Source organism: Streptomyces kaniharaensis, from assembly GCF_009569385.1.
Classification (GTDB): domain Bacteria; phylum Actinomycetota; class Actinomycetes; order Streptomycetales; family Streptomycetaceae; genus Kitasatospora; species Kitasatospora kaniharaensis.
Genome location: NZ_WBOF01000001.1, coordinates 5,736,819 through 5,763,765, shown reverse-complemented (window position 1 = coordinate 5,763,765; position 26,947 = coordinate 5,736,819). Strand labels below are relative to the sequence as shown.

At 71.5% G+C, this 26,947-nt stretch carries 27 protein-coding genes and 1 pseudogene; 10 read left to right on the top strand and 18 right to left on the bottom strand.

What is annotated here, in order from left to right; genetic code table 11:
• Positions 1–255 precede the first annotated feature (255 nt).
• Positions 256–1,914 (top strand): FG-GAP repeat domain-containing protein, encoded by a 1,659-nt coding sequence (locus F7Q99_RS25780; protein ID WP_153465171.1) that lies wholly within the window; start codon positions 256–258, stop codon positions 1,912–1,914.
• A 123-nt stretch (positions 1,915–2,037) separates the two neighbouring features.
• Here F7Q99_RS25780 and F7Q99_RS25775 read toward each other — a convergent pair whose 3' ends face one another.
• From F7Q99_RS25775 to F7Q99_RS25755, 5 genes are all read right to left on the bottom strand, one after another.
• The gene (locus F7Q99_RS25775; protein ID WP_153465169.1) at positions 2,038–3,849 is read right to left on the bottom strand and encodes a sialidase family protein; all 1,812 of its coding nucleotides are present in this window, start codon (positions 3,847–3,849) and stop codon (positions 2,038–2,040) included.
• 409 nt (positions 3,850–4,258) lie between these two features.
• Positions 4,259–4,903 (bottom strand): cysteine hydrolase family protein, encoded by a 645-nt coding sequence (locus tag F7Q99_RS25770; RefSeq protein WP_230210316.1) that lies wholly within the window; start codon positions 4,901–4,903, stop codon positions 4,259–4,261.
• Positions 4,904–5,006: 103 nt separating this feature from the next.
• Positions 5,007–5,612: a TetR/AcrR family transcriptional regulator gene (locus tag F7Q99_RS25765; protein WP_153465167.1), complete on the bottom strand. Its 606-nt coding sequence runs from the start codon at positions 5,610–5,612 to the stop codon at positions 5,007–5,009.
• Between the two features lie 140 nt (positions 5,613–5,752).
• Complete coding sequence (locus F7Q99_RS25760; RefSeq protein ID WP_153465165.1) at positions 5,753–6,286, bottom strand: SixA phosphatase family protein; 534 nt, start codon at positions 6,284–6,286, stop codon at positions 5,753–5,755.
• Between the two features lie 248 nt (positions 6,287–6,534).
• Positions 6,535–7,107: a TetR/AcrR family transcriptional regulator gene (locus tag F7Q99_RS25755; protein ID WP_153465163.1), complete on the bottom strand. Its 573-nt coding sequence runs from the start codon at positions 7,105–7,107 to the stop codon at positions 6,535–6,537.
• 71 nt (positions 7,108–7,178) lie between these two features.
• Here F7Q99_RS25755 and F7Q99_RS25750 point away from each other — a divergent pair, with 71 nt between their 5' ends.
• Complete coding sequence (locus F7Q99_RS25750; protein ID WP_153465161.1) at positions 7,179–7,664, top strand: FBP domain-containing protein; 486 nt, start codon at positions 7,179–7,181, stop codon at positions 7,662–7,664.
• Positions 7,665–7,682: 18 nt separating this feature from the next.
• On the opposite strand, the gene F7Q99_RS25745 is transcribed toward F7Q99_RS25750, so the two are convergent.
• Positions 7,683–8,072 (bottom strand): VOC family protein, encoded by a 390-nt coding sequence (locus tag F7Q99_RS25745; protein ID WP_153465159.1) that lies wholly within the window; start codon positions 8,070–8,072, stop codon positions 7,683–7,685.
• A 192-nt stretch (positions 8,073–8,264) separates the two neighbouring features.
• Here F7Q99_RS25745 and F7Q99_RS25740 point away from each other — a divergent pair, with 192 nt between their 5' ends.
• Positions 8,265–9,212 carry a LysR family transcriptional regulator gene (locus F7Q99_RS25740; protein WP_153465157.1) on the top strand — a complete coding sequence of 316 codons (948 nt, stop codon included), beginning with the start codon at positions 8,265–8,267 and terminating at the stop codon, positions 9,210–9,212.
• A 23-nt stretch (positions 9,213–9,235) separates the two neighbouring features.
• Here the strand turns inward: F7Q99_RS25740 and F7Q99_RS25735 are convergent, their stop codons facing one another.
• On the bottom strand, positions 9,236–10,684 hold the full coding sequence (locus F7Q99_RS25735) for an FAD-dependent monooxygenase (protein ID WP_326847118.1): 1,449 nt from the start codon (positions 10,682–10,684) through the stop codon (positions 9,236–9,238).
• A 73-nt stretch (positions 10,685–10,757) separates the two neighbouring features.
• On the opposite strand from F7Q99_RS25735, the gene F7Q99_RS25730 reads away from it, so the two are divergent.
• Complete coding sequence (locus F7Q99_RS25730; protein ID WP_326847117.1) at positions 10,758–11,408, top strand: TetR/AcrR family transcriptional regulator C-terminal domain-containing protein; 651 nt, start codon at positions 10,758–10,760, stop codon at positions 11,406–11,408.
• A 45-nt stretch (positions 11,409–11,453) separates the two neighbouring features.
• Here the strand turns inward: F7Q99_RS25730 and F7Q99_RS25725 are convergent, their stop codons facing one another.
• Both F7Q99_RS25725 and F7Q99_RS25720 read right to left on the bottom strand, forming a co-directional pair.
• The gene (locus F7Q99_RS25725; protein ID WP_153465153.1) at positions 11,454–11,912 is read right to left on the bottom strand and encodes a hypothetical protein; all 459 of its coding nucleotides are present in this window, start codon (positions 11,910–11,912) and stop codon (positions 11,454–11,456) included.
• A gap of 121 nt (positions 11,913–12,033) precedes the next feature.
• Complete coding sequence (locus tag F7Q99_RS25720) at positions 12,034–12,375, bottom strand: hypothetical protein (protein WP_153465152.1); 342 nt, start codon at positions 12,373–12,375, stop codon at positions 12,034–12,036.
• Positions 12,376–12,726: 351 nt separating this feature from the next.
• Between F7Q99_RS25720 and F7Q99_RS25715 the strand changes: the two genes are divergently transcribed.
• The gene (locus tag F7Q99_RS25715; RefSeq protein WP_153465150.1) at positions 12,727–14,550 is read left to right on the top strand and encodes a phospholipase C; all 1,824 of its coding nucleotides are present in this window, start codon (positions 12,727–12,729) and stop codon (positions 14,548–14,550) included.
• A 327-nt stretch (positions 14,551–14,877) separates the two neighbouring features.
• Positions 14,878–15,405 carry an LURP-one-related/scramblase family protein gene (locus tag F7Q99_RS25710; RefSeq protein WP_153465148.1) on the top strand — a complete coding sequence of 176 codons (528 nt, stop codon included), beginning with the start codon at positions 14,878–14,880 and terminating at the stop codon, positions 15,403–15,405.
• 111 nt (positions 15,406–15,516) lie between these two features.
• Here F7Q99_RS25710 and F7Q99_RS25705 read toward each other — a convergent pair whose 3' ends face one another.
• The 5 genes from F7Q99_RS25705 to F7Q99_RS25685 all read right to left on the bottom strand — a co-directional run bounded on the left by F7Q99_RS25705 (position 15,517) and on the right by F7Q99_RS25685 (position 20,645).
• Positions 15,517–16,569, bottom strand: coding sequence for a DNA polymerase IV (locus F7Q99_RS25705; RefSeq protein ID WP_326847116.1), 1,053 nt, complete (start codon positions 16,567–16,569; stop codon positions 15,517–15,519).
• A 16-nt stretch (positions 16,570–16,585) separates the two neighbouring features.
• Positions 16,586–17,113, bottom strand: coding sequence for an NUDIX hydrolase family protein (locus F7Q99_RS25700; protein WP_153466628.1), 528 nt, complete (start codon positions 17,111–17,113; stop codon positions 16,586–16,588).
• Between the two features lie 201 nt (positions 17,114–17,314).
• Positions 17,315–17,854: a hypothetical protein gene (locus tag F7Q99_RS25695; RefSeq protein ID WP_153465144.1), complete on the bottom strand. Its 540-nt coding sequence runs from the start codon at positions 17,852–17,854 to the stop codon at positions 17,315–17,317.
• Between the two features lie 34 nt (positions 17,855–17,888).
• Positions 17,889–18,986: a glycoside hydrolase family 16 protein gene (locus F7Q99_RS41480; protein ID WP_230210315.1), complete on the bottom strand. Its 1,098-nt coding sequence runs from the start codon at positions 18,984–18,986 to the stop codon at positions 17,889–17,891.
• Positions 18,987–19,220: 234 nt separating this feature from the next.
• Positions 19,221–20,645, bottom strand: a complete 1,425-nt coding sequence (locus tag F7Q99_RS25685; RefSeq protein WP_326847115.1) for a phytoene desaturase family protein — start codon at positions 20,643–20,645, stop codon at positions 19,221–19,223.
• 392 nt (positions 20,646–21,037) lie between these two features.
• On the opposite strand from F7Q99_RS25685, the pseudogene F7Q99_RS43270 reads away from it, so the two are divergent.
• The 4 genes and pseudogenes from F7Q99_RS43270 to F7Q99_RS25670 all read left to right on the top strand — a co-directional run.
• Positions 21,038–21,481 (top strand): annotated as a pseudogene (locus tag F7Q99_RS43270) (ATP-binding cassette domain-containing protein); the annotation flags it as partial.
• A 103-nt stretch (positions 21,482–21,584) separates the two neighbouring features.
• The gene (locus tag F7Q99_RS43265; RefSeq protein ID WP_326847266.1) at positions 21,585–21,998 is read left to right on the top strand and encodes a hypothetical protein; all 414 of its coding nucleotides are present in this window, start codon (positions 21,585–21,587) and stop codon (positions 21,996–21,998) included.
• A gap of 11 nt (positions 21,999–22,009) precedes the next feature.
• On the top strand, positions 22,010–22,825 hold the full coding sequence (locus F7Q99_RS25675) for an ABC transporter permease (RefSeq protein ID WP_195911169.1): 816 nt from the start codon (positions 22,010–22,012) through the stop codon (positions 22,823–22,825).
• A gap of 478 nt (positions 22,826–23,303) precedes the next feature.
• Positions 23,304–23,936 carry an RNA polymerase sigma factor gene (locus tag F7Q99_RS25670; RefSeq protein ID WP_268267558.1) on the top strand — a complete coding sequence of 211 codons (633 nt, stop codon included), beginning with the start codon at positions 23,304–23,306 and terminating at the stop codon, positions 23,934–23,936.
• 6 nt (positions 23,937–23,942) lie between these two features.
• On the opposite strand, the gene F7Q99_RS25665 is transcribed toward F7Q99_RS25670, so the two are convergent.
• The 4 genes from F7Q99_RS25665 to F7Q99_RS41475 form a co-directional block, all read right to left on the bottom strand.
• On the bottom strand, positions 23,943–24,176 hold the full coding sequence (locus F7Q99_RS25665) for a hypothetical protein (protein ID WP_153465140.1): 234 nt from the start codon (positions 24,174–24,176) through the stop codon (positions 23,943–23,945).
• A gap of 59 nt (positions 24,177–24,235) precedes the next feature.
• The gene (gene fabD, locus F7Q99_RS25660; protein WP_153465138.1) at positions 24,236–25,225 is read right to left on the bottom strand and encodes an ACP S-malonyltransferase; all 990 of its coding nucleotides are present in this window, start codon (positions 25,223–25,225) and stop codon (positions 24,236–24,238) included.
• A gap of 76 nt (positions 25,226–25,301) precedes the next feature.
• Entirely contained in the window at positions 25,302–25,850 is a 549-nt protein-coding gene (locus tag F7Q99_RS25655; protein WP_153465136.1) for a flavin reductase family protein, read from the bottom strand.
• Positions 25,850–26,932 (bottom strand): 3-oxoacyl-ACP synthase III family protein, encoded by a 1,083-nt coding sequence (locus F7Q99_RS41475; RefSeq protein WP_326847114.1) that lies wholly within the window; start codon positions 26,930–26,932, stop codon positions 25,850–25,852. Before F7Q99_RS41475 ends, F7Q99_RS25655 begins: the two co-directional genes overlap by 1 nt.
• Between the last annotated feature and the right edge of the window lie 15 nt (positions 26,933–26,947).

Here is a 26,947-nt window from a genome sequence, read left to right as displayed (position 1 = left end):
GCAATGGAATTGACGTAAAGTCACCCATCCAGCCGAGCGCCACATCCTTGCTTCGCTCGGGGGATCTGTGATAAGCGCCGCATGTCACGCTCCCCGGAAAGGCACACACGTCCAACCGCCTCGAACGTGCGGGAAATGAGCGAGATCCGTGTCGTAGCCGATGAAACTACGCCATCCGGATGACAACCGATCGCCATATCACCTCACTGCGGGGTGTCTTGCCGAAAGTTCGCGCCGAAACCGCAGGCTCTTGTCATGACGACCTTGAGCGACATGGCGCCGGAACGGCGCCGATCGGCCAGGAATCGAACGCGGATCGTCGCCGCGCTTCTCTCGGCGGCGGCACCCCTGGCCCTGTCCGGGGTGGCGTGGGCGGCCACCTCCGTCTTCTCGTCCCCGGTTGACTACACGACCGCCAACACGCCACGTTCCGTGGTGGTGGGCGACTTCAACGGCGACGGGCGCTCCGACCTCGCGGTGGCCGACTTCGGCAGCAACACCGTGTCGGTGCTGCTGGGCAACGGCGACGGCACCTTCGGCGCGAGGACCGACTACGCCACCGGAACCGGCCCCCTGGCGGTGGCGACGGGCGATTTCAACGGGGACGGCCGCCTGGACCTCGCCGTCGCCAACATCGTCAGCAACACGGTGTCGGTGTTGCTGGGCAACGGTGACGGCACCTTCGGCGCCAAAACCGACTTCCCCACCGGGGCCAATCCGTCGGCTGTGGCAATCGGTGATTTCAACGGAGACGGCCGCCTGGACCTCGCGGTGACGAACGCGTCGGCGGCCACGGTGTCGGTGTTGCTGGGCAACGGTGACGGCACGTTCGGCGCGAAGACCGATTTCCCCACCGGCGCGAATCCGTCGGCCGTGGCAATCGGTGATTTCAACGGAGACGGCCGCCTGGACCTCGCCGTCACCAACGCCACCGCGAACACCGTGTCCGTCCTGCTCGGCAACGGCAACGGCACCTTCGGCCCCAAAACCGACTTCCCCACCGGGACCAACCCGTCGGCCGTGGCAATCGGTGATTTCAACGGAGACGGCCGCCTGGACCTCGCCATCACCAACGCCACCGCGAACACCGTGTCCGTCCTGCTCGGCAACGGCAACGGCACCTTCGGCCCAAAGACCGACTACGCCACCGGAACAGCCGCCTACGCCCTGACGGTCGGCGACTTCGACGGCGACGGCCGCCAGGACCTGGTCACCGCCAATGCCGGCGACAGCACCGTCTCCCTGCTCACGGGCAACGGTGACGGCACGTTCGCCGCGAAGACCGACTACCCCACGGGGACCACCCCGTTCGCGATCGCGGCGGGCCACTTCACCGGCTTCGGCCGCCTGGACCTCGCCACCGCCAACACCGGCAGCAACACCGTGTCGGTGTTGCTGAACACCACCCGGCGGCCGGCGATCACCAGCTCCGCGAGCGCGACCTTCGTGGTCGGACAGCTCGGCACCTTCACCGTCACCGCGACGGGTGTTCCGACGCCTGCCATCCTCCAGTCCGGCCCGCTCCCGGGCGGGGTGGGCTTCACCGACAACGGGAACGGCACCGCCACCCTGTCGGGCACACCGCAGCCTGGCACCGCCGGCGTCTACGACCTGGCCTTCACCGCGCAGAACAGCTCGGGCCAGCCCGCCACCCAGGCCTTCAGGCTCACCGTCGACCCGGCGCCGACCCCGACCCCGAGCCCGAGTCCGAGCCCGTCGTACGTCCCGCGCCCGAGCTACTCCCACGGTCCGGGGGCGGCGCCGTCGCAGCCCCACTACCCGGATCACCCGGGCAAGCAGCTGGCCGAGACGGGCAGGCCACGACTGCTGCCCGTGGCGATCCTCGCCGGCGCGACGACGGTCGTCGGTGCGGCGCTCCTCGGCGGAGCCCGGCTTCGCCGCCGCAAGCACTGAGCCTGCCGTTCACGTGCGCCACGAGCGCAGGTCGGACGGATGAGAGCGCACGGCCCGCCGGATGGATCCGGCGGGCCGTGCGCGGCTTATCGATGACAGGAGGGGCAGGCTACGGCCGCCGGGTCACTTGTGCGGGATCGGGACCGACGCCACCAACTGCTGTTGCAGGTGGCCCGGGTTGGTGCCGTCGTCGTAGGTGCTGACGGACGTCGTGTAGTCGGTCGAGCCGCCGGTCGTGTTGCCGAAGTAGTCGCCGATGAAGGTCGCCGAGTCCTCGACGGGAGCGTCGAGCTGGGGGTCGAAGGAGTGGGCGCTGAGGCGGATGTTGTGGCCGAGCGGCGCCAGGGCCGGGTCGTAGAACTGGATGCTCGTGTTCACGCAGTAGTTGGCGGCGCCGTACGGTGCGCCGGGGTGCTTGGGGTTGGCGGTGTCGAGGGCGAGACCGGCCGCCGTCGCCTCGGGGGTGCCGGCGGCGGGGCAGGTCAGGCGGCGGTCGTAGAAGGCGACGCTGACGGTGCCGCCGGCGGCTGTCGTCAGGTTCGGCTGGAACTCGTCGACGGGCGCGGCGTTGTCGTTGACCAGGATGGGCGTGCTCCAGCTGGCGCCGTCGTCGTAGGAGGCGGTGAGGAGGACGTTGACGACGCCCGTGCTGTAGTCGTCGTACGCGACGTAGAGCGGGTAGTGGCCGGCGACGGGCTGGCTGCCGAGGGTGAAGGTGTCCTCGATGCCGTCGCGGAAGGTGGTGTTGGCGTACTCTCCGGGCGGCGGGGTGATGCCACCTTGGACCGTGGAGACCGTGGACCAGGTCCTACCGCCGTCGCGCGAGGCGTCCAGGAAGATGCTGTCGCAGCAGAAGCGGTGCGCCGGGTCGGAGTTGGTGAGGGTGGTGTACACCGTCCCGTCGGGGGCGACGTGCGGCAGCAGGTAGGTGGCGCCCTGCGGGGTGCTGGGCGGTTCGGGGAGCGCCTGCGGCTTCGACCAGTCGGTGTGGGTGCCGTCGGGGTGCGCGTCGGCGTACGAGACGTACGGCACGGCGGTCTTGTCGTGGAAGTCCACCCACATCGCGTAGATGCGGTTCAGGTGCGGACTGGCCGGGTTGGTGTCGATGGCGATCCACTGCTTGTCCGGGCCGTTGCCGATGCTGTCGTAGGTCGCGACGTAGTCGGGGTGGCCCGCGTGGCCGGTGAGCCACTGGGTGGCGGTGGTCGAGCCGTGCGGGCGGACGGAGACCGAGATGGCCTGCGAGGGGACGGCCGGGTTGGCCTCCCGCACGGTGCCGACGTTGAAGTTGTGCGAGCCGTCGGCGTTGTAGAAGAACTGGTAGGGCAGCAGCAGCGAGTAGTAGTTGCCCCAGGTGTCGAAGGCGCCGACCGGGTCGGTGTTGTCGGTCCAGCCCTCGTAGCCGGGGATGTGGCCCTGGACCGGCCAGCTGTGCCCGCCGTCGAAGGACTCGTAGAAGCCGAGCAGGTGGTTGTAGCCCTCCGGGCTGACCACCCACTTCGAGGCGCCGATGAGGTGGTCGGGGTTGGTCGGGTCCACCCGTAGGTCCGACTCCGAGTGCCCCTTGACCAGCATCGGGGTGGCCGCCGGGTACCCCGGATTGCTGCCGGCCTGGGTGGCGTACGGGCCCGCGGCGCCGGTGTCCTCACCGGTCGTGGCGCCCGAGGCCGGGCAGGGCGTCATGCCGCTGTAACCCTCGGCCGGGCCGCTGTTGGCGGTGTAGGGCACCTCGGGGCGGTAGCAGCTCGTCCGGGCGGCGGTGGCGAGCACGTTGGTGACACGGTTGGCGGCCTGGCTGGCGGCGTAGGCGCTGTCGCTCTGGGTGCCCTGCGGGAGAGCCGGGCCGGTTGCGGCGGCGGACGAGGAGGACGGGGTGACGAGGGAGAGCCCGAGCAGGGCCGGCCCGAGCAGCATGGCAAGTCTTCTGGTGCGCAAGGGTGGTGGTCCTCCCGAGGGTGTCGGAAACTGACGACTCGTCCGATCTTGACGCGGCCGATTCGGCGTGATGACGGTAGGTGACCGCGGTCACGTCAACAAGGCCGCCTGCGCGAACTTGACGCGCCGTTTACCGCACCCCGGGCAGCCCTTTCCCCGCGACACCCCGGCCGCCGTCGGCGAACTCCGAGGCCGGAGCACCCCGACGGCACCCGACCGCCGACCGCTCGTTCGCCCGGTCCAGACCAAGCCCGGGACCTCGGAGGTCGCCGCCCAGTGGATGAGCAACTCGTGGTCGCCGACGGGGATCACGGTCCTGCGGCGATCTCCAGGACGGACGGCGACGGGTCGGGTGAGGAGGCCGCGCTGCCCCTTCAGGCCGTTTCCGGTGGCGGCGCACTCCTCGCCGTCATCGCGCGGAGATCGCGGAGTCGAGCGAGGCGGCGAAGGCGGCGGCGTCGGTCTCGTCGCCGAAGTGGTGGATCACGTGCTCGCGGACGTGTTCCTGCTGGGCGCGGGTGAAGGCCGCGCAGGCGTCGTGGATGACATGAGCGGTGTAGCCGCGGTCGTGGGCCTCGCGCAGGGTGGATTCGACGCACACGTGGGTGGCGAAGCCCGCCAGGTACAGGTCGGTGACGCCGAGGCGGCGCAGGATCAGGTCGAAGTCGGAGGATCCGGCGAAGGCGCTGGCGCCGGCGCGGCCGCGCACGATCGGTTCGCCGGGGGCGGGCCGGAAGGCTTCGGCGAACTCGACGCCGGTGCTGCCCTGGATCCAGGTGCCGGCCTTGGGGATCGCCGCGCGCAGGCCGAGCCGCGCCGGCGTCCAGCTCTCCAGCTCGGGTGCGCCGGGGGTGAGGACCAGCGGCACGTGCACGACGGGGACGCCGTGCGCGCGGGCCACGGCCAGGGCGGCGGCTGCGCCGTCTACGGCGGTGTCGAGCATGCCCCGGTCCTCGACGAGGTGGTTGAGGCGGCCGTGCTCGGGGTCGAGCCACTCGCGCTGGAACTCGATCAGGACGAGGGCGGCGTTCGGGCGTGCGGACATGACCGTCATGGTCAGGCTCCTTGTCCGGGAGTATTTCCAACTGACGAGTTGGACACTAGCGTGAGCAGGTCCAATTTCCAACCTGCTAGTTGGAAATTGGGCTGGAGGTCGGTCAGAGCGCGAGCCTGCGCACCATGTCCACGACGGCGGCGCGCCGGGCGGCCGGATCCTCGTCGACCGTCCCACCGGTGATCATCCGGGCGAGCTGCGGCACGGCGAACTGCCAGCCGGCCAGCGCCACGACCGCGTACAGCAGCTCCTTGGGCGGGAGCGAATCCGCGGCCTGCGCGGACCCCGCTTCCGTTCGGCGCGCGCGGGAGGCGGCGGCGACCTTCTCGGCGTAGTAGGCGGCCCGCCGCTCCTCACCGGCGACCGGAGCTGTGGCATCGCCATACAGGGCCTCCCACTGCAAAAGGCGCAGGAGGTGCGGATGGGCGAGGTGGTAGTCGAACACCCGGCCCGCATACTCCGGAAGGTCCACCGGCCGCCCGTCCGCCTCCTCCATCGGCACGGCGGCGGCGAGCTGTTCCAGCTCGCGCTGGACCACTGCGTCGAACAGCTGCCGCTTACCGCCGAAGTAGGGGTAGATCCGCTCCTTGTTGACGCCGGCAGCGGCCGCGATGCGGTCGATCCGCCCACCCTCGGGCCCGTGCGCGGCAAACTCGTCCACAGCCGCTTCGAGCAGCAGCCTCTTGGTCTTCGCAGTGTCCCATGCCATGCCCCCAGCATACGAAGCAGCCAACCCGCCAGTTGGCAATCGGCCCGTTCAGCCGCCCGCGAGCACCGCCCGTGACGCTGTCCGTTCCGACGGCACGAAACCGCTCGACCGACGCCCCACCCCGCCGTCCGACCTCGCTGTCAGTCGCGGGCACCACGAGGAATGGCGAAGTCCACCAGACTGGCCGCCGACTCCCCCAACTCCGACCACTCGCAGGAGAGTTCCAGCACGGCGAGACCGCAGGTCGGGAACTTCTCCCGGACCCGGCCGAGAGCGTCGCCGCCCGTACCGGCGGCCAGCTGAAGGACCAACTCCTGCATGGCGGGGTTGTGTCCGACCAGCAGCACCGTCCCCGCCCGGCGATCCTGTCCGCGCAACACCCGGACGAGGCCGTCGGCGTCGGCGCCGTACACCTCCGGGTCGAATCCGACAACCGGCCTCCCGGGCAACTGAGCGGCCACCAGCTCCCAGGTCTCGCGTGCACGGCGGGCCGGCGAGCTCACCACCACGTCGGGCACCAGGCCCCGCCGGCCCAGCCATCGCCCGGCCTCCGGCGCGTCACGCCGCCCACGCGGCGCCAGCGGCCGGTCCACGTCCGCGACGTCGGGCCACGCCGACTTCGCGTGCCGCAGCACGATCAGCCTCCGCCGCGGGTGAATTTCCGCATCACTCATGCCCCCAACCTGCCACGAGGAGCGCCGCGACGCCCACGACACCGGCCCCCGGAGCGTGAACCCGCCGCTCCCGGCTTCCGCCAACGGTTCGGACACAAAGCAACAGTGAGCATCCAGGCCGGTCGCAAGAGGTCATCATGCCCATGCTGCTCATCACCGCCGTCGAGAAGTAGGCGGCGAACCACGACACGGTGACGCCACCGACTCCGACGAAGCCCGCCGATGACTTCGCGTTCGGTACGACGCCGTCAGGAGGTCGCGGGCCAATTACGCAGCAGGGCGTCGAGGGCGTCCAGGATCCGCGACCAGGTGTCCTCGGTGTCGCGCGCGGTGTGCTGGAAGCTTCCGGCCTTCTCCATCGTGACGTAGCCGTGGAAGGTGCTGCCCAGCAGCCGGACGGCGTCGGTCTGGTCCGGCTCGGCGAGGTCGTAGCCGCGCAGGATCGCCCGCGTCATCCGGGCGTGCCGGGGACCGGCGCTGGCGCGCGCCGTTTCGGGGTCGAGTTCGAGCTGGGCGGCGGCGTAGCGGCCGGGGTGTTCGCGGGCGTAGTCGCGGTAGGCGTTGGCGAAGGCGATCAGGGCGTCCCTGCCGGCGCGGCCGGCGAGGGCGGCGGCGACGCGGTCGGCGAGTTCCTCCAGGGCGAGCAGGGCGATCCTGGTCCTGAGGTCCTGGGAGTTCCTGACGTGCGAGTACAGGCTCGCGTCCCTGACTCCGAAGCCCCGTGCGAGCGCCGAGATCGTCACTTTGTCGAAGCCGATCTCGTCGGCCAGCTCCGCCCCCGCCCGGGTGAGGCGGTCCGCGTTCAGCCCTGCACGTGCCATGCCGTTCCCTTCGCTCGCCTGGGGACATAATACGTTTGCCTAGTGCTCCTAGGTAATTTACGTTGCCTCCTATGAAGCCGCTGACCGAGCAAGAGATCCGCACCGCGTTCGTCAACTGCAGCAAGGGCGAGGCCTCGCGCCTGAACGTCCCCCGCGACCTGGCCGAGCAGCCCTGGGACGACCTCGACTTCCTGGGCTGGCGCGACCCCCAGGCCCCCGACCGCGCCTACCTCGTCGCCGAGCTCGACGGCCGCCCGGTGGCGGTCGTGCTGCGCTCCTCCACCGCCGCCCCCTGGCAGGCCCGGCGGAGCCTGTGCTCGCTGTGCGTGACCACCCACTCCGGGGGCGTCTCGCTGCTGGTCGCACCCCGGGCCGGGAAAGCCGGCAAGCAGGGCAACTCGGTGGGTGCGTACATGGGCAGCGACCTCGCGTGCTCGCTGTACGTGCGCGGCAGGAAGGACGTCGACACCAAGCTGCACGAGTCGCTCACCCTGGAGGAGAAGATCGAGCGCACGGTGGCGAACCTCGCCGCCTTCATCGCCAAGGTCACCGCGTGACGGCAGGCTGACGACACCTCAGCTGTCCGCGACGTCCTGCGGGTACCAGCGCAGTTCGACCGTGTTGCCGTCCGGATCCCGGACGTAGACGGACGTCGCGGTGCCACGTGCGCCGTACCGGCTGACGGGTCCGTCGAGGACGGTGAACGTGCCGGACTCGATGACCTCGTGCCAGTCGAGCGGCTCGACGGTGAGGCAGATGTGGTCGACGTTGGACCCCGGCCTGGGGTTTCGGACCAGGTCGATGATGGTCTCCGCGGAGACGCGGACGGACGGGAACGGGGCCGTGCCCGCACGCCACTCGGCGACGCGCACGGGCTCCAGGCCCAGGAGCCCGGTGTAGAAGTCCAGCGCTCGCTCGACGTCGGCGACGTTCAGGACCAGGTGGTCGAAGGCGATGACCCGCATGACGGTCGGTTCCTCTCCGGTGCGACCGCCCGGAGGAGCCGGGCGGTGGACGGGCCCGCCGCGATCCGTCGGTGGTGGCGGGCTTCGGGTTCCACGATCCGCCAGTCAGATCGCACCATCAAGGCAAGATCCACATACGATCGTTGAGCTGGATTCAACGATCGGAAACGATGGCGCACGACGGGAGCGATCATGCTGGAACGCCTGGAGACCGAGGTGTTCCTCGCGCTCGCGGAGGAGCTGCACTTCGGCCGCACCGCCGAGCGCCTGCACCTCACGACCGGGCGCGTCAGCCAGCTGATCAGGAAGCTGGAACGCCGGATCGGCGGCCCGCTGTTCGAACGGACCAGCCGATCGGTCCGGCTCACCCCGGTCGGACGGCAGCTGGCCGACGACCTGGCTCCCGTGGTGGCGGGCATGGAGGAGGCCCTGCGCCGGGCCGTCGACGCCGCGCGCGGTGTCACCGGGGAGCTCCGGGTGGCGTTTCTCGGCGAGGGGACGGCTCCGATCCTGCTCAACGCGGTCGCGCTCTACTCCGAGCGGCACCCCGACTGCCGCGTCGACGTCCGTGAGGCCAATCTGCTCAACTCCCGGGCCTGCCTGGAGGACGGCCCGATCGACGTCCTCATCGCCTCGTTCCCGTTCGACGGAATGGCCCGCGGGCCGGTCCTGTTGACCGAGCAGCGGGTCCTCGCCGTGGCCGCCGGGCATCCGCTGGCCGCGGAGAGCTCGGTGTCGATCGAGGTGCTGGCCGACCATCCGGTGGTGCAGTACCCGGCCGTGACGTCCGCGGGGTTCAAACGGGACCGCACACCCGACCGGACCCCGTCCGGCCGGCCCGTTCCCAAGGGACCGGCCGGCGGGACGTTCTCGGAGATGCTCAGCCTCGTCGCCCTGGGCAGGGGCGTCCTGCCGGTCGGAGAGCACGCCCGCCGGTACTACCCCCGGCCGGACATCTCCTACGTGCCGATCCACGACGCACCGCCGATCGAACGCGGGCCGGTCTGGCGGGACGGCAACACCACCGAGCGGGTGCGCGAGTTCGTCCGGGCAGCGGCAGATGCCGCCGGCCGGACGGCGACGGAGAGCCATGGCCCGGCAGTCCCGCCGGACCACGACGGCCCACGACTCTCCCGCTGATCCCCCGCGCGCTGACCCTAAGGTCAGGAGCCCAGGGCTCCGTGGCGGGTCGCGTACTCCGCCAGCCCCTCGGCCGTCGCGCCCGCCCAGCCCACGTATCCGTCCGGGCGGATGAGGAAGACGCCGGTGCCATAGGCCCCGTAGGGCGGGATGCGGACGACCGGGATGCCGAGGTCCGGCAGGTCCGTCTCCGTGCCCACGGCCAGCAGCGTCCAGTGCGGCCCGCGGAACGCGTCGAACAGGCGGATGCCGCCCCGGCGGCCGTCCGGCGCGCGGTCGCCCGCACGCAGGGCATCCTCCGGCAGGGCGGCCCGCGTCTCCGCCGTGAGCGACGACTCCCGGTAGCCGAGGCCGAGTTGCTGGGTCGCCCGCCCCCGGCGGACCTCGCCCCGGTGCACGCGCGTCGACAGGTCCAGCATCGCCGCCGCGTTGGCCCGGCGCTCCTCCTCGTAGGTGTCGAGCAACGTCGCCGGGGCCCGGCCCGACAGCACCGCGGCCAGCTTCCAGCCCAGGTTGTACGCGTCCTGGATGCTGGTGTTCAGGCCCTGCGCGCCCGCCGGTGAGTGCACGTGCGCGGCGTCGCCCGCGAGGAACACCCGGCCGGCGCGGAACCGGTCCGCCAGCGCCGCCCGCGGCTGGAACTCGGACGCCCACCGCACCGCCGACACCTGCTCCCGGGTCAGGTGCGTGCGGTCGGCGACCGTGGCGCGGATCCCGTCGAGGGTGAGGTCGACGGCCGCCCCTTGCGCGAACTGCGCGACGAGCTGGAACTCGTCCGTGCCGGGGAGCGGGCAGATGGCCACCAGCCCCGCGCCCAGCCCGTCGCCGGGCGCACCGGCGGCCGGGAAGAAGTGCCAGTGGTCGCGGTCCAGCCCGGTGATCCGGACGTCCGCGACCAGCATCGGGTCCGGGTCCACGGTCTCCCCCGTCATCCTGATGCCGAGCAGCCGGCGGACGGTCGAGCGCCCACCGTCGGCGGCGACCGCGTACCGCGCCCGGACCGGGCCGCCGGCCGCGAACTCGGCGGTCACGCCGTCCTCGTCCTGGTCCAGGCCCACCAGCTCGCGCCCGAAGGCGACCTCGCCGCCCAGCTCGCGCAGCCGCCCGTACAGCACCTGCTGCGTGCGCCACTGGGGCAGCATCAGCGTCTCCGTGTACGGCTCGGCCTCGGACGGCTCGGTCGGGTCGTACAGGCTGCTCCGGCCCTGCGGCTCGCCGTCCTTCCAGCGCAGGTTCGCCGGATAGCGGCCGGCCACCGCTCGGACCTGGTCCAGCACGCCGAGGTCGTCCAGGACCTCCAGCGTGCGCGGCTGAAGCCCCTTGCCGCGCGAGCCGGGGAAGAGCTCCGCCCCGCGCTCGACGAGCAGCGCGACGACGCCGTGCCGGGCGAGGTCCAGCGCGAGCGCGAGGCCGGTGGGCCCGGCGCCGACGATCAGGACGTCCGTGTGCCTGCCTGTCTCCCGGAAAACCACGAGGCATTCTCCTTAACGTTGTTAAGTAAGCGGTTGACGGAAGCGTGCACTTAACAGAGTTAAACTGTCAACCGTGACCCCGCAGAGAACCCCGAAACTCGACCGGAAGCTGGTGGCCGACACCGCGCTGAGGCTCCTCAACGAGGTGGGCCTGGACGGCCTCACGCTCCGCGCGATCGCCGCCGAACTGGACGTCAAGGCACCCGCGCTGTACTGGCACTTCAAGGACAAGCAGGCGCTGCTCGACGAGATGGCGACGGAGATGATGCGGCGCATGACGGCCGAGTCGGCGCAGCTCCCGCCGGGCGGGGACTGGCGGGAGGTGTTCCGCGCGACGATGTGCGGGCTCCGCGCCCAGCTGCTGCGCCACCGCGACGGGGCCAAGGTCTACAGCGGCGCCCGGTTCACGGACACGTCCTACGCCGCAGGCCTGGAGGCCGCACTGCGGCTGCTGACGGAGGCCGGCTTCACCACGGCCGCGGCTGCCCGGGCCTGGTACACGGCGTATAGCTACACCATCGGCTACGTCATCGAGGAACAGGCCATGGGTCCCAACCCCTTCGACGGCGACGAGGGCTACGACCTGGAGGCCCGCGCCGAACGCCTCGCCGCCCACCCGCTCGCCGCGGAGGCCGGCCGGGTGATGTTCCAGGACTTCGACGAGGGCTTCGAGCAGGGCCTGGCAGCGGTGGTGGCCGGTATCGAGGCGACGCTGCTCACCTGACGCGGCCGCGCGGGCCCTTCGGAGCGCTCCGAAGGGCCCGCCAGATCAGACGGTGATCTCCAGAGCCACCATCCCGTGGAGCACCTGGCCCGCCGTCCGCGCCTCCTCCAGGGCCTCGCCGAAGGCGCGCTCGCGTTCCGCCGAGTCCAGGTCCATCAGCCCGAGCGGCCAGGTGCCGGGCGGGACGATGACCACCACGACGCCGCCCCGCACCTCGGCCGCGGCCCGCCAGGCCGGTGACACCTCGACGGCCAGGCCGGGCTCCCAGACCTGCCGTCCGCCCACCAGGACCATGCGCTCGAAACGTCCCGCGCCGAGCTCGACCGTCCCGGTCACCAGCGGCGGCTCCCCCACCGCGAGCGCGAACCCGCTGTCCAGCGCATCCGCGACCAGGTCGCCGTACAGTCGCTCGCCGACCTCCACGACGGCCTCCGCGAACGGCGGCCCGGCCGCCGCCGCCCGGACGACGAACGCCCACACCATCGGCGCCTGGTACTCAGCCACGGCATGCTCACGAGGACGTCATGGACGACCCGCAGGCCCATGGGCACTACGGCCGCCCCCCGACCGACGGAGGATTGCCGGCCGGGCGGGCGGCGCGCCGCCTCGACGCCCAGGATCTCGCCTAGAGTCCGCTCGCCGCCGCGACCTGCTCGGCCACCCCGGCCTCGCGCTCGGCAGCCGACCGGAAGGTCTGAAGCGGTGTCACTTCCCACTTGACGTCGTGCCAGAACGGCAGGCTGCTCAGTGTCCGGCCGATCTCCTCACCGCTGTCGGATTCCAGGACGAACGCGGCGGCCCTCACTCCGGCGAAGACCCCGCCCGCCTTGATCGTGTCGTTCTTCTCCTGCCACTCGGCCAGGACCTCAAGACTCGGGACGACCCGCTCCCGGATGAGGCCGACGGCCTGCTCGGCCGACAGCAGCGGTCCGGGCTCGGTGTAGCGGAGTTCGACGAGAAACTGCATGTGAGATCACTTCTCCCGGGGCCTTGGCGCCGGTGCTTCGCGAGCGCAGATGCTCCGCTCAGGCGTCCAACCCCCAACTGGTGCCTGATGTTCCGATATTTCGAGCGTCATGTTCCGGGCGAGTGATCGCAAGCCGAGTACCGCGACCAGCTGTCACCACCCCGGTCACGCGCTGTCGCCAAGTGTCGGGTGAAATGGTCCCGGGCTGCCTGACTGCTCCGGTTCATCGGAGGTTCATGTGCGGCCGGAAACCCCGTTCACCTGTCCTCCCTACGTTCTGGCGGGCTGGAGAGCTCCGTGCTCCCGCCCGCTCGACCCCGACCACCGACGATCACGTTCGAGGTACCCAGCATGCACGCAATCCCCACCCGCAAGCGGTGGATCCGGTACGGCGCCGGCGTCGTCGGCGCGGCCTCGCTGGCCGCCTTCGGCGGTGCGCCGGCCGCCGCCGCGGCCGACGGCCCGCAGACCGCCACCCCGATCAAGCACCTGGTGGTGATATTCCAGGAGAACGTCTCCTTCGACCACTACTTCGGCACCTACCCGAACGCGGCCAACACCGCCGACGACAAGGTGAAGTTCACCGCCAAGCCGGGCACGCCGAAGGTGGACGGCCTCACCGACGAGCTGCTCCAGCACAACCCGAACAAGGCCAACCCGAAGCGCCTCGGCCCGGCGCAGGCCGTCACCTGCGACCAGGACCACGAGTACAAGGACGAACAGCTCGCCTTCGACGGCGGGAAGATGGACAAGTTCGTCGAGCACACCGACGTCGACACCTGCAAGGCGCCGATGTACTCGTCGCCCGGCCTCGTGATGGACTACTACGACGGCAACACCGTGACGGCGCTGTGGAACTACGCGCAGCGGTTCGCGATGAGCGACAACTCCTTCGGCACCACGTACGGCCCGTCCACCCCGGGCGCGCTCAACCTGGTCTCCGGTCAGACCCACGGCGGCTACGCGGTCGACCCGACCGGCAAGAAGGTCACCGACCCCAAGGTGGTCGCCTCCGCCGACGCGGGCGGCATCGGCACCGTCATCGAGGACCCGGACCCGGGCTTCGACGACTGCGCCAACAACCAGAACCACCTGGTGATGACCGGCAGGAACATCGGCGACCTGCTGACCGAGAAGAAGGTCAGCTGGGGCTGGTTCCAGGGCGGCTTCCGGCCGACCGGCACCGACGCCGCCGGGAAGGCGGTCTGCGGCACGGCCCACGCCAACATCGCCGGCGCCTCGCGCACCGACTACAACCCGCACCACGAGCCGTTCCAGTACTACCAGTCCACCTCCAACGCCAAGCACGTGGCGCCGAAGACCGTGGACGAGATCGGGCACGACGGCCCGGCCAACCACCAGTACGACCTGACCGACTTCGACGCCTCCCTCAAGAACGGCACCCTCCCGGCGGTCAGCTACCTCAAGGCCGCCAACTACCAGGACGGCCACGCCGGTTACTCCGACCCGCTGGACGAGCAGCACTTCGTCGTCGACACCCTGAACAAGCTGCAGCAGTCCAAGGACTGGGCCTCCACCGCGGTCGTCATCGCCTACGACGACTCCGACGGCTGGTACGACCACAAGTTCGTCGAGCCCGTCAACGGCTCGCGGGACGCCGCCAACGACGGCCTGGGCGGCGCCGGCCAGTGCGGCAAGGACGCCGGCTGGGGCGGCTACGCCGACCGCTGCGGCTACGGTCCGCGACTGCCGCTGCTGGTGCTGTCGCCGTACGCCAGGGCCAACTTCGTGGACCACGCGCTGACCGACCAGACCTCGATCCTGCGGTTCGTCGAGGACAACTGGAAGACCGGCCGGATCGGCGACGCCTCCTTCGACGAGCACGCCGGCTCGATCGAGGGCATGTTCGACTTCAAGAACGCGCAGGCCGCCACCCTCGTCCTCGACCCTGCCACCGGCCAGCCCGCCGGCTCCTCGCCGACAGCGCAGCCGACCGGCAGCTCCGCCTCCACCCCCGGCGCCCCCGCCACCGGTTCCCCCGCCACCGGGGCCGCCGCCGCCCCGAGCACGTCCGCCCAGAGCACCGCGGCCGGTGAGGACCTGGCCGCCACCGGCTCCAACACCCTGCCGATCGCAGCCACCGCCGCGGCGCTCCTGGCGATCGGCGGCGGCGCACTGTACGCCGCCCGCCGCCGGCGCGGCCGCCGCGCCTGACCCCCGGACAGGCCGCCGACCTCCCGGCCCCGCCGGACCCTCACCAGGGCCCGGCGGGGTCCGCCTGTCCGACGGAAGGCACCTTGGCTGACCTGCGACAACTCCTCCCGTGACCGGCCTCTCCGCGCTCTGTGCAGATTGTGCAACAGAGCGCGGAAGGGCCTGTCGGCCGCCCGGACGCCGTCCCTAAGATCATCCCCGCCAACCACCTCACAGGGGACGAGAAGAACATGAGCAACGAGTTCAGCGGCCTGCTCGGCATCGCCACAGGAGCTGTTCGGCGACGCGCCGCAGCAGGGCCGCGGCGAGCAGCACGACAACTTCCTGATGGACCTGGGCCAGAAGCTGATGAACGGCCACCAGCCGGTCCAGGAGGGCGTCGTCTACGACATCGACGAGAAGTTCTTCTCCCCCACCCACGACTTCTGGATCAAGCGCAACGGCGAGCAGGTCTTCCAGGTCGACGAGAAGATGTTCAGCTTCAGCGGCGCGATCGCCCTCCAGGACGTCGAGGGCAACGAGCTGTACCGGATCTCCGAGAAGATCATGACGCTCCGCGACATCCGCTACATCAAGCGCGGCGAGCAGACCATCGCCACCGTGAAGAAGTCGCTCTTCTCGCCGCTGGTCTACAAGTTCACCGTGACCTTCGAGAACGGCGCGGAGATCCACGTCACCGGCAACATCACCGATCACCAGTACGCCATCACCTACGGCGAGCAGGAGATCGCGCACATCTCCCGCGAGTGGTCGCTGCTGAGCGAGCACTACTCGGTCAAGATCATCCCCGGCCAGGACGACGCGCTGCTCCTCACCATCGCCGCCTGCGCCGAGGCCATGGTCCTCGACGACTGATCCGCCCGCCCGATCGGGGGCACGTGACCGAGCCGTCCGCCGAGCAGCCCGCCGCTGCTCGGCGGACGGCCGTTTCACGCTCACCGTCAGTGTTCCGAAGGCCCTGTCCGTCTATTCGTCGCCGAACTCGGCGCGTACGCCGAGCAGCCGGACCGGACGGTCCCGGTCGAAGCGCTCCAGCACCGTCAGCGCGGCGCGGGTGATCTCGTCGGGGTCGCTGGTCGGCGCCGGCAGGGTGATGCCGTGCGTGCGGGTGAGGAACGGCGCGAAGCGGACCTTCACGGTGACGCGGGTGGCCGGGCGGCCTTCGTCCGCCACGTCCCGGGCGACCCGCCGGGCCAGTTCGGCGACGTGCCGGCCGATATCGGCGCGATCCACCAGGTCGTGCTGGAAGGTGGTCTCCCGGCTGTGCGAGCGCGCGACGTGCGGGGCCGCGGTCACCTCGGCGTCGCCGACGCCGTGCGCGAGCAGCCGGTACCAGGGCCCCATGACCGGGCCGAACCGGGCGGCCAGCGCGTCCGGGTCGGCGGCGGCCAGCTCGGCGACCGTCCCGATGCCGGCCTCGGCCAGCTTCCGGGCGGTCCTGGCGCCGATCCCCCAGAGCGCGTCCGTCGGGCGCCCGGCCATGACGGACGCCCAGTTCTCGCGGGTGAGCCGGAAGGTGTGCCCGGCGGGCGGTCCGCCGGGGGCGGTCGGCTTGGCGAAGCCGGTGGCCAGCTTGGCGCGCAGCCGGTTGTCCCCGATGCCCACCGAGCACCACAGGCCGGTCGCCTCCCGTACGGCCTCCCGGATCCCGGCGGCCAGCGCCTCGGGGTCGTCGGTGCGCGCCCCGACGAAGGCCTCGTCCCAGCCGAGCACCTCCACCACCACGGGGAACCGGCGCAGCGTGTCCATGAACCGCTCGGACGCCTCCCGGTAGGCCGGCGCGTCCACGGGCAGGAACACCGCCTGCGGGCAGCGCCTGGCCGCCACCCGCAGCGGCATGCCGGAGTGGACCCCGTACGCGCGCGCCTCGTACGAGGCGGTGGACACCACCCCGCGCGCGGTCGGGTCCCCGGTGCCGCCGACCACGACCGGCCTCCCGTGCAGCTCCGGCCGACGGGCGACCTCGACCGCGGCGATGAACTGGTCGAGGTCGACGTGGAGCACCCAGTCCGCGGACACGGAAGGCAGCCGGCTGTCAGCTCAGGCAGCCGACGTGCGCGAGCGCCCGCTTGAGCAGCACTCCCTGCCCGCCCGGCATCTCCTGCTGCACCACCGGCGACGCGGCCTCCTCCGGGCTGAACCAGACCAGGTCGAGCGCGTCCTGCCGCGGCCGGCAGTCGCCAGACACCGGGACGATGTAGGCGAGGGACACCGCGTGCTGGCGGGGGTCGTGGAACTCGGTGATCCCCAGGGTCGGGAAGTACTCCGCGACCGTGAACGGCTGCAGGGAGGCCGGAATCCGCGGTAGCGCCACCGGCCCGAGGTCCTTCTCCAGGTTCCGCAGGAGCGCGTCCCGGATCCGCTCGTGGTGCAGCACCCGGCCCGACACCAGCGTGCGGCTCACCGTCCCGTCCGGCCCGATCCGCAGCAGCAGCCCGATCTGGGTGACCTCACCGGCGTCATCGACGCGTACCGGCACGGCCTCCACGTAGAGGATCGGCATCTGCGCCCGCGTCGACTCGAGTTCGTCCGGAGCGAGCCAGCCCGGCGTGGTTTCCGTCATGTCAGACATTGCTTGATCGTACGTTCCCCGGCCACCTCCCCGCCGAGTGCCCCGCCCGGCGGTCGGCGGAACGGCTGCCCGTGGCCGCGACCTGACGACGGGACACACGGGGCCACAGGCAACCAGCTCGCGAGGGGCCCTCGCTCATCGCGTGAGGGCCCCTCGGGAGGTCTTGATGTGCGGAGGTCCGGATGTGCGCTCTCATGCCGTCCGGATGCCGAAGCCGACGCTGCGGATCTTGCCGTTCGTGTCCGGGTCGTTCCCGTTGATGACGCTCACCACGCCCGGGCTCAGATTCCCGTGCTGACGCGCGCTCGGGCAGATCTGGACGGGAACGAGCACGCTGGCCGACCTGCCGACCCGCATGCCTTGGGGGAACTGGCAGGTGACCGTAGTCGCCACCGAATCCGTCGTGCACGCGGTGGGGAAGTACGGGCCCACCGCCGTGGCCCCGTCGGGCAGGGTCAGCTGGACCGTGAACGGCGCGCCGCTCCTGTCCGAGCCCCGGTTGGACACCAGCACGCGCACGGTCGTCGTGCCGCCGACCGCCACGGGATCGGGGTCGGTCTCGATGTGCTCGATGGTGATGCGCGAACGGGACGGACCGTCCGGCGAAGGGGCGACCGGGTTTTCCCCGGGGGCCGCCATCGCTCCCACCGCCGGGACCGCGCTCAGCGCGCACGCCGCCACGCACGTCCACGGCAGCGCCGACCGGCGAGGTGCACCTGATCTGCGAGACATGATCATCACTTACCTTCGGGTTGCGCGGGCGTTCTCACCGGAACACGCGGACGTAGTCGGCGGAGAAGGTGATCGGATTCGAGTTCTGCGGCGCCGGGTGGTAGACACCCGAGACGATCGAGAGGTTGAGGATCAGGTACGAGGAGAACGACGAACCGACACCCTTCCCGTCGGAGAAGACCTTGACGTCGTTGACGTACCAGTCGACCGAGCCGGCGCCGTAGACGACGCCGATCTTCACCCAGCAGTTCGTGCACACCGCCGAACTGTTGGTGTAGTAGCTGCTCGCCAGGTTGATGCGGTTCGACAGCTCCAGCAGGTTCGGGTTGTCGGGGTGGAACTCGAACTTGTCGATCTCCGTGTCACCGGTCTTCCAGCTCCACAGCGCGGGCCAGGCGCCGATACCGGTCGGCAGCAGCACCCGGGACTCGATGTAGTCCCCCGTGCGGACCTGGAAGCCCTCCTGGGAGCCCTCGGTGGTGAGCAGCCCGGTGGTCCACGCCTGCTTGCCGTTCGGCAGGGTGGTGGAACTGGGCGTGGCCGTGAACGTGACGGACCCGTTGGCGACGCCGACGGCGCTGGTGCTCAGGAGGTCGAGCTTGTCGTCGTTCGGATTCGTGTTGCCGAACTCGTAGGCGCTGGTCCGGTCGCCGATCCACCGCGGCCCGAACATCATCGGCGAGTTGAAGTCCTCGTCGAACACCAGGGTCTTCCCCGCACTGGGATCGCCCCGCGTCCCCGATCCCGGCGAGACGATCAGGGTGAGCGCGGGGAAGTTGTGGTAGACGCCGGCGAAGTCCTGGAAGTAGCCGAACTCGCTGTACGTGCCGGCGGAGAAGGTCCGGGAACCCGTGACGAGCTTGTAGCCGCCGGGGCAGATGGTGACGTTGGTGACCGACCCGGGATAGTCGAAGTTGTTCCCGGCCGCATCGCGCACCGCCACACCGAGCTGCGCCACCCGGACGCACGACGACGCGTGCACCGTCAGCGTGGCCGTGACCGGCGAGCCGGGCGACGCGGTGGTCGGCGTGAGACTGTCCTGCGTGAGTGTGGCGGCACCTGCCGGGCCGGCCATCCCGAGGATCAGAAGGGCTGTCAGGGCGAGCACGGCTATCTGTCTGGTTAAGCGCATGAATCCGTCCTTGTCAGGCGGCGATCTGCCGGGATCGGTCGCGGGCGCAACGAGGCGGCCTCGGGGGCGGATTTCGGTCTCCGGACGCACCGGAGAGACGCCCCAGCGGGCAGGTTGACCGGCGAAGGAATCCGATGCACCCGATTCTTCCCGCACCCCGGTTCCCCTGTCGCGGCGATCGATCCGCACGTCCGCTGTTCGGAGGACGGTGACGGAAAGGCGCTCCCCGCGGCCTCAGGCCGGTGGGACGCCCAGCCGGCGCAGGGCCGACGCCGCCGCGCCGGCGCCGCACATGCCGTGGGCGCCGGGGCCGGGCGGGGTGGCGGCCGAGCAGAGGAAGACGCCGGGGACGCCGGTGGAGTACGGGTCGAGGGCGGGCCGGGCGCCGAGGAGGAGTTGGGGGATCGTCCTGGCACCGGTGAGGATGTCGCCGCCGGTGAAGTTGGCGTTGGCGGCGGCGAAGTCGGCGGGGCGGGTGACGCGTTGACCGACGACGCGTTCGCGGACGCCCGGGGCGAAGCGCTCGATCTGCCGCAGGATCGCCTCGGTGGCGTCCCCGTCGTAGCCGTGCGGGACGTGGGCGTAGGCCCAGACCGGGTGCACGTCGCCGACTGAGCGCGCGGGGTCGGCCAGGTACTGCTGGCCGACCAGGACGAAGGGGCGCTCGGGCATCCGCCCGGCCGTCACGTCCCGTTCCGCCTGCGCCACCTCGGCGAGCGGGCCGCCGACGTGGACGGTGCCGGCACGGCGCGCCTGCTCGTTCGTCCAGGGCACGCCGCCCTCCACGGCCAGGTCGAGCTTGTACGCGCCGGGGCCGCGGCGGAAGCGCCGGTAGGCGGCGCGCACGTGCGGCGGGAGGCGGTCGCCGTAGAGGGCGGCGACCTGGGCGGGGTCGAGGTCGAGGAGGGTCACGTCGGCGGGCGGGATCTGCGCGCGATCGGTGACGCGCACGCCGGTGTGGATCCGGCCGCCGTGCAGCCGGAGCACCTCGGCCATCGCACGGCTGATGGCCTGTGAGCCGCCTTCGGCCACGGCCCACCCGGCGGCGTGGCCCGCGGTGAGGAGACCGAGTCCGATCGCCGAGCTGAACGGGTGGGTCAGCGGGCGGAACGCGTGCGCCGCGACGCCCGCCCACAGGGCTCGCGCCTCGGGTGTGCGGAACAGGCGCGCCAGGACGGTGGCCGGCAGCGCGGTCGGCAGGCCGAAGCGCGCGAGCCGCAGCGGGTGGACGGGGATCCGCAGCAGCGGGCCCATCACGTCCGGTGCGAGCGCGTCCCAGTGACGCACCGAGGGTGCGAGGAGAGCCCGGTAGGGCCTGCCGTCGCGGCGGAGCCCGTCGGCGGTCTCCTCGACGGAGCGCAGCAGGACCCCGGCCGTCCCGTCGTCGAGCGGGTGGACGCAGTCGACGTCCGCCAGCCGCCAGCGCAGCCCATGGCGTTCCAGGTCGAGAGCGCGCAGGGCGGGGGACGTGACGGCCATGGGGTGGACGGCCGAGCAGTGGTCGTGCAGCAGTCCGGGCAGGATCGCCTCGTGGCTGCGGGTGCCGCCGCCGATCTCGTCCGCGGCCTCCAGGAGCGTGACCTGCAGCCCGGCCTTCGCGAGGAGCGCCGCGGCGGCGAGCCCGTTGGGCCCGCCACCGACGACGACCGCGGACGTCACGGCGCCGCTCCCGGCGGCCGGGCCGCGTCCGACGCGACACGCGCCTCGTGGGCGGGGTAGTGCGGGCCGCCGGCGGGCCGGGGCTGGTGGGTGAGCATCGCGTCTTGTACCTGGCGTGGCCGTGTTCGAGCAGCCCGAGGGCTGCGTCGTGGATCTCACGTCCGAGTCTGACGGTGAATCGGCCGGCCTTCAACGCCGACGACCCGGACCTCGCCGCTCGCCCTGGCAGCCGCGCCACCGATGGTGGTCCCTGCGCGCCCCATTGGGCGGCCCGGGGTGCTCGGGATCGACTGGTGACCTGCCTGGCAGCCTGGGTACGCTGAGATCGGTTCAGGTCCCGTCGGCGATGCCCCGGACCCGGCGGGCCTCCGGCGGACCGGCAAGGGTCGAGCATGGGTAAGTCAACCAGCACACGAGCCGGCGCGGACGAATCCGTCATCAGCGTCTCCGGCCTCCGCATGCGATACGGCTCCTTTGAGGCCGTGCGCGGCATCGATCTGGAGGTCCGGCGGGGTGAGGTCTTCGCATTCCTCGGCCCGAACGGAGCCGGGAAGACCACCACCGTCGAGATCATGGAGGGCTACCGCCGCCGCAGCGCCGGCGAGGTCACCGTCCTCGGCCAGGACCCGGCGCGCGCCGGGTCGTCCTGGCGGGCCCGGATCGGCGTGGTGCTCCAGGAGTCGCGGCCCGAACGCGATCTGACCGTCGCGGAGTGCCTCCGGCTGTACGCCGGCTATTACCCGTCCCCGCGGGGCGTCGCGGAGACGATGGCGCTGGTCGGGCTCGCCGAGCAGGCCGACGCCATGGCCGTTCGGCTCTCCGCCGGCCAGCGCCGGCGCCTGGACGTCGCGCTCGCCCTGATCGGCGACCCCGAGCTGCTGTTCCTGGACGAAACCCACGACCGGCTTCGACCCGTCGGCCCGCCGCGCCGCCTGGGACATGATCGCCGGTCTCCGCGCGCTGGGCGTGACGGTCTTCCTCACCACGCACTTCATGGACGAGGCCGAGCACCTCGCCGACCATGTGACGGTGATCTCCGACGGCCGGATCGTCGCCGAGGGCACGCCCGGCACCATCGGCGGACGCCAGCGCGCCGCGGCGGAGATCCGCTTCACCCTGCCGCCGGGGACGCCCGTGACGGTGCTGCCCCGTCCCGTACGGGACGCGCTGGTGGACGGCGCCGGCGGCCGGCTGGTCCTGCGGACGGCGAGCCCGCTCACCGTGCTCGGGCCGCTGGTCGGATGGGCCGAGGCCGAAGGCCACGACCTGGCCGATCTCGAAGTCCGCCGCCCCAGTCTCGAAGACGTCTACCTGACGCTCACCGCGACCGGGGCCGATCCCGAGGCACCGTGAGAGGCACCGTGATGGCCGGCCCCCGTGGCTCCCTCAGCTCGCTCCGCGAGGTCGCGCGTCTCGCGCTGCACCAGTTCCCGTACGACCTGCGGGCCTTCCTCCGCAACCCGCAGTCGCGCTTCTTCACCCTGGCCCTCCCGGTGCTCTTCCTGGTGATCTTCGCCTCGGTGTTCGGCCGCCAGAACAACACGGTGAAGGTCTCCGGCGGCACCATCGACACCTCGGTGTACTACGTCCCGGGCATCATCACCCTCGGGATCATCGCCGCCTCCTTCGTGAACCTGGTGATCTCGGTGACCGCCCAGCGCGAGTCCGGCGTGCTCAAACGACGCCGGGCGACCCCCGTCCCGGCCGCCGCCGTCATCGCGGGCCGGACCCTCACCGCGGTCGTGGTCGCCATCGGCATCACCGTCGTCCTGCTGGTGATCGGCTGGGCCGCCTACGGCGCGCACGTCCCCGCGCGGACCGCGCCCGCGCTGGCGGTGACCGTGATCGTCGGGACCGTCTCGTTCTGCTGCCTGGGCTACGCGCTGACGTCCGTGATCCGCAACGAGGACGCCGCCCAGCCCGTCACCCAGGCGGTGATGCTTCCGCTCTACTTCATCTCCGGCGTCTTCATCGCGTCGTCGGTCCTCCCCCACTGGCTGGTCCACGTCGCCGACGTCTTCCCCGTCCACCATCTGCTCGACGCCCTCCTCACCGCGTACAACCCGCACACCACCGGGGCGGGTTTCGCCGGCACCGACCTGCTGATCGTGGCGGCCTGGGGCGCCGGCGGGCTGGTGATCGCCCTGCGCCGGTTCAGCTGGCTGCCGCGCGGCGGTTGACGGACGGACGCCGCTTCGACGGCCGCTTACCTGCCGGGCGGCAGGTGAAGATTCCACATGCTTGACCTTATGTGCCGCGAGCGAGCGGCAGCCGCTATACCGCCGGGCCGCCCGCGGCGGAATATCCACTGCCGTAGTGTGGTCCGGCGATCACCTGGCGCGACAATCCCTGGTGGGCGGGGGTTCGAATTCCGCGGAATTCCCGCCGCTTATCCATTTCCGACGTCCGCTGATTGTCATATGCCTTTCACGTCCGACGGCGTCCGGCAGCATGTTCGCAGGTCACTGAAGTACGCTGCGGTGCAGGCTAGTTGACGGTTGACACCGACGCGCGACACCCACGTATAGTTAGCACCAGTAGCCCAAGTGATAGCGCTTTCACGGAAGTTACTAGTCGACAGATCACCTCAGGGAAGCTCGGGCCCGCCGACGGCGGATTGCCCCGACGAGGGATCTATGACACAACGGGGGTATTACCTTGCACGTCACTGCACTGAACGAGCTCGTCGACCGGTGTCTGACGGGTGATCAGGAGGCGTGGAGCCGCCTGGTGGATCGGTACACACCGCTGGTCTTCGCCATCGCGCGCGGGCACCGGCTCAGCCGGGCGGACTGCGAGGACGTCGTGCAGACCACCTGGCTGCGAGCCGTCCAGCACCTCGGCAAGCTGCGTTCGCCGGAACGGATCGCCCAGTGGATCGCGACCTCCGCGCGCCGGGAGAGCCTGAAGTGCCTGGAGAAGGGCGGGCGGAGTGTGCCGGTGGGCGAGCCGACGGTCTTCGACCGGGCGGAGCCCACCGAGAACCATCCGGAGGAGCGGGTGCTCACGGCCGAGCGGGACGACGAAGTCCTGCTCGCCTTCTGTGAGTTGACGCCGCGCTGCCAGGCGCTGCTGAGCCTGTTGGTGGCCGACCCGCCCATGCCGTACGACGAGATCGCCGTCACGCTCGGGATGGCCCGGGGCTCCATCGGCCCGATCCGGGGCCGCTGCCTGGCTCACCTGGAGAAGATCATGCGTCAGCGGGCCGGCAGGTCTGCGCAGGACGCGGAGTTGGTCCGGACGGTACGGGAGACAGGCCTTCGGGCCTTCTCCATGCAGCAGGTCCGATAACGCGGATCAGCTCCGACGCCGGCGGGCCGGTCGCCTCGATTCGGCCCGCCCGGCGCCGCGCTGGTCTCCTGAATCGGGCGCCCCGGAGAGCGTTTCCTCATCCGATCCGGCGCCCGCGCCCTGGGCGCTCTCCGTCGTGGTCGCCTGCTGGATCAGGTGCTTGACCTTGGCGGTCAGATCGGCCGGCACGGGGCCGATGGCCCGGGAAAGCCTTCGCAACGTCTGCTCGGACTCGTCCACCCTGCGTCCCCGGAGAAGTAGTTTATGACTCAATGACAGAATCAGAATAGGCTGCGCCGTTACTCCCGGCAAGAAGTTCGACCGGATGAATCAGCCCCGGCCGGCATTTCGGTCAGTGCCGATATCGTCGCCCTCAGTCGCCGCCATTCACCGGCCGCGTGGTGCGGGATTTCCGGCAGCACCACCCGGGAGAAGCCGGCGAGCACCCGCCCGGGGCCGACCTCGACCAGACCGGTCACGCCGTACCCGCCGATCCGGCGCAGGGTGTCCGTCCACCGCACCCGGCCGGCCAGCTGGCGGCGCAGCCGCTCGCGGGCCTCTGCGCCGGTGCGCACCTCGTCGGCCGTGACGTTGGCGAGCACCGGGATCGCGGGGTCGTGGAACTCCACCGCGTCGAGTTCGGCGGCGAATTCCGCCTCCATCCCGGCCATGAGGCTGCAGTGGAAGGGCGCGCCGACCGCCAGCTGTACCACCTTGGTCGCGCCCGCCGCCCTCGCCGCGGCCATCACCAGCCGGACGGCTTCCGCCGTGCCGGAGACCACCTGCTGGCCGGGCTCGTTGTCGTTGGCGATCTCGACCACGCCGCCGCCGTGCTCACGGACCTGGGCGCAGAGCTCCTCGGACCGCGCGAGGGAGAGGCCGATCAGCGCGGCCATCGCCCCGGGCGTGCGCCGGTTGACGGTGGCCATCAACTCGCCGCGTCGGCGGACCAGTTGCAGCGCGTCCCGCCAGTCGAGCACCCCGGCGCAGACCAGGGCGGCGTACTCACCGAGGCTGTGCCCGGCGGCGAGCGCCGGACGGACCCCGTGTGCGCGCAGCACGTCCAGGGCCACCAGGCTGGTGAGGAAGACGGTCGGCTGGGTGATGTCGGTCTGCTGCAGTTCCTCGGCCGAGCCCTCCCAGCAGAGGGTGGAGAGCGGCAGGCCGAGCAGTTCGTCGGCGGGCCGGTAGTAGCGCTTCACCACGTCGGGGAAGCGCTCGGCGAGGTCCCGGCCCATGCCGGGCCGCTGCGAGCCCTGGCCGGGGAACAGGAAGGCGGCGGAGGTCATCTGACTCCTCGGGTGAAGGGTGGTGGGAGAGGAGAGCCGGGGGCCGCCCCCGGAGGGTCGGCCCCCGGCTCCCGGGTCAGCCCAGCCGGGCGAACTGCCCGCGGTAGTACAGCAGCGGCTCGTCGTCGGGCGCGGTACCCAGCTCGTGCACCCGTCCGAGGAAGATCGTGTGGTCTCCCCCGGGCAGCTCGCGTTCGACCCGGCAGCCGAAGTGGGAGAGGGAGCCGGACAGGACCGGGATGCCGTGCCACCCCGGCCGGTGCGGGATGCCCTCCAGCGCCCGCTCCCCCGACGGCCGTCCCGACGCCGCGAGCCTGGCCGCCGTACCCGCCTGGCCGGCGCTGAGGACGCTGACGGTGAACGCCCCGGCCGCGGAGACCGCGGCGGCCGTCCGGGCCCCTTTCTTCAGGCACACCAGCAGCAGCGGCGGCTCCAGGGAGACGGAGGTCAGGGAGTTGACCGTGGTCGCGTACGGGCCGCCGGGACCGGTGGTGGTGACCACCGCGACCCCGGTGCCGAACGTGCCCATCGCCCGCCGGAAGGACGACTCGTCCGCTCGGCCGCTCCGGGCGCCGGCCTGCGGGCCGTGCTGGCCGTGCTGGCCGGCCGTCACGATGCCGGCCATCAGCGCACCGGAGCCTGGGCGGTCCAGTCCACGACCGCGCCGGCGTAGATCCACTTGGTGCTCTCGACTCCGATCAGCATCAGCCGGTCGCCGGGCCGGATCCGGCCGGACCGCCAGGCGTCGTCGAGGAAGAGCGGCACGGCCGCGCATCCGACCGCGCCCATGGTGGCGAGGCTGTCGAAGATCCTGCCGTTGAGCGCCTTCCACTCGGTGGTGTCCAGCCCGAGCTCGTGGAGGGAGTCGAGCATCCAGCCGACGTTGCCCTCCGGCACCAGGCACAGGTCCACCGATTCCACGTCCACGCCGCTGCGCCGCAGCGTCCGGTGGATCGCCTCGGTCACCATCACCGGGGTGAAGTCCCCGGCGCCGACCACGTCGACCCGGAGGTCGACCAGCCGCCTGGCCCTGAGCTGCTGGTGGATCGGGGCGTGGGTGCCGCCGCCCACCGAGTGGATGCCCGGCTTCCGGTCGCCGCCGATGCAGGCGGTGGCACCGGGCCGGAGCCCGCCCTCGCCCTCCTCGGCGCGCAGCACGATCGCGCCGGCTCCGTCGCCGAACATGTAGACCGGCATCCGGTCGCGCATGCGGATCCGGTCCGGGTCCTGGCCGAGGAAGACCGGCGCGAGCACCGGGGAGATCGCCTCGCTGCCGATCACCAGGGCGGTGCGGTGGGTGCCGGCTTCGAGGTACATCCGGGCGATTTCCAGGCCCTGGACGACCCCCGCGCCGCCGGAACGCAGTTCCATGGTGGCGCACTCGACCAGGCCCAGGCGTTCCTGGACCAGGTTCACCACCGCCGGGAGCGGGTAGTCCGGGGTACCGGTGGCGAGCACCATGAGGTCGACCTCGCCGGCCTCGATGCCGGCCGCGGCCAGGGCCCGGACGGCGGCCTTGTGGGCCATGTCCGAGTTGTTCTCCCGGTGTTCGCCGGTCCTGGGGTCGATCATCCAGAACCGGCGCTCGATGGAAAGCCCTTCGAGGACCTCGTCGGGCAGCGGCCCGACCAGGCGGGTGATCTCTTCGGTGGGGATCGGATCACCGGGCTGGTAGCCACCGGTCCCGATGATGCGGATCGAGGTCACGCCGTCGCTCCTTCG

Bases quoted from the DNA above. Each gene is read 5' to 3' on its own strand.
- F7Q99_RS25745 (WP_153465159.1), bottom strand. From the start codon at position 8,072: ATGCGGGTCATCGCCTTCGACCACCTGGTCCTGAACGTCGCCGACGTC.
- F7Q99_RS25760 (WP_153465165.1), bottom strand. From the start codon at position 6,286: ATGAGTGATGCGGAAATTCACCCGCGGCGGAGGCTGATCGTGCTGCGG.
- F7Q99_RS25750 (WP_153465161.1), top strand. From the start codon at position 7,179: ATGAAGCCGCTGACCGAGCAAGAGATCCGCACCGCGTTCGTCAACTGC.
- F7Q99_RS25700 (WP_153466628.1), bottom strand. From the start codon at position 17,113: ATGACGGAAACCACGCCGGGCTGGCTCGCTCCGGACGAACTCGAGTCG.
- F7Q99_RS25780 (WP_153465171.1), top strand. From the start codon at position 256: ATGACGACCTTGAGCGACATGGCGCCGGAACGGCGCCGATCGGCCAGG.
- F7Q99_RS25740 (WP_153465157.1), top strand. From the start codon at position 8,265: ATGCTGGAACGCCTGGAGACCGAGGTGTTCCTCGCGCTCGCGGAGGAG.
- F7Q99_RS25675 (WP_195911169.1), top strand. From the start codon at position 22,010: ATGGCCGGCCCCCGTGGCTCCCTCAGCTCGCTCCGCGAGGTCGCGCGT.
- F7Q99_RS25720 (WP_153465152.1), bottom strand. From the start codon at position 12,375: ATGCAGTTTCTCGTCGAACTCCGCTACACCGAGCCCGGACCGCTGCTG.
- F7Q99_RS25770 (WP_230210316.1), bottom strand. From the start codon at position 4,903: ATGACGGTCATGTCCGCACGCCCGAACGCCGCCCTCGTCCTGATCGAG.
- F7Q99_RS25695 (WP_153465144.1), bottom strand. From the start codon at position 17,854: ATGTCTCGCAGATCAGGTGCACCTCGCCGGTCGGCGCTGCCGTGGACG.
- F7Q99_RS25655 (WP_153465136.1), bottom strand. From the start codon at position 25,850: ATGGCCGGCATCGTGACGGCCGGCCAGCACGGCCAGCACGGCCCGCAG.
- fabD (WP_153465138.1), bottom strand. From the start codon at position 25,225: ATGACCTCCGCCGCCTTCCTGTTCCCCGGCCAGGGCTCGCAGCGGCCC.
- F7Q99_RS41480 (WP_230210315.1), bottom strand. From the start codon at position 18,986: ATGCGCTTAACCAGACAGATAGCCGTGCTCGCCCTGACAGCCCTTCTG.
- F7Q99_RS25710 (WP_153465148.1), top strand. From the start codon at position 14,878: ATGGACCTGGGCCAGAAGCTGATGAACGGCCACCAGCCGGTCCAGGAG.
- F7Q99_RS43265 (WP_326847266.1), top strand. From the start codon at position 21,585: ATGATCGCCGGTCTCCGCGCGCTGGGCGTGACGGTCTTCCTCACCACG.
- F7Q99_RS25715 (WP_153465150.1), top strand. From the start codon at position 12,727: ATGCACGCAATCCCCACCCGCAAGCGGTGGATCCGGTACGGCGCCGGC.
- F7Q99_RS25765 (WP_153465167.1), bottom strand. From the start codon at position 5,612: ATGGCATGGGACACTGCGAAGACCAAGAGGCTGCTGCTCGAAGCGGCT.
- F7Q99_RS25755 (WP_153465163.1), bottom strand. From the start codon at position 7,107: ATGGCACGTGCAGGGCTGAACGCGGACCGCCTCACCCGGGCGGGGGCG.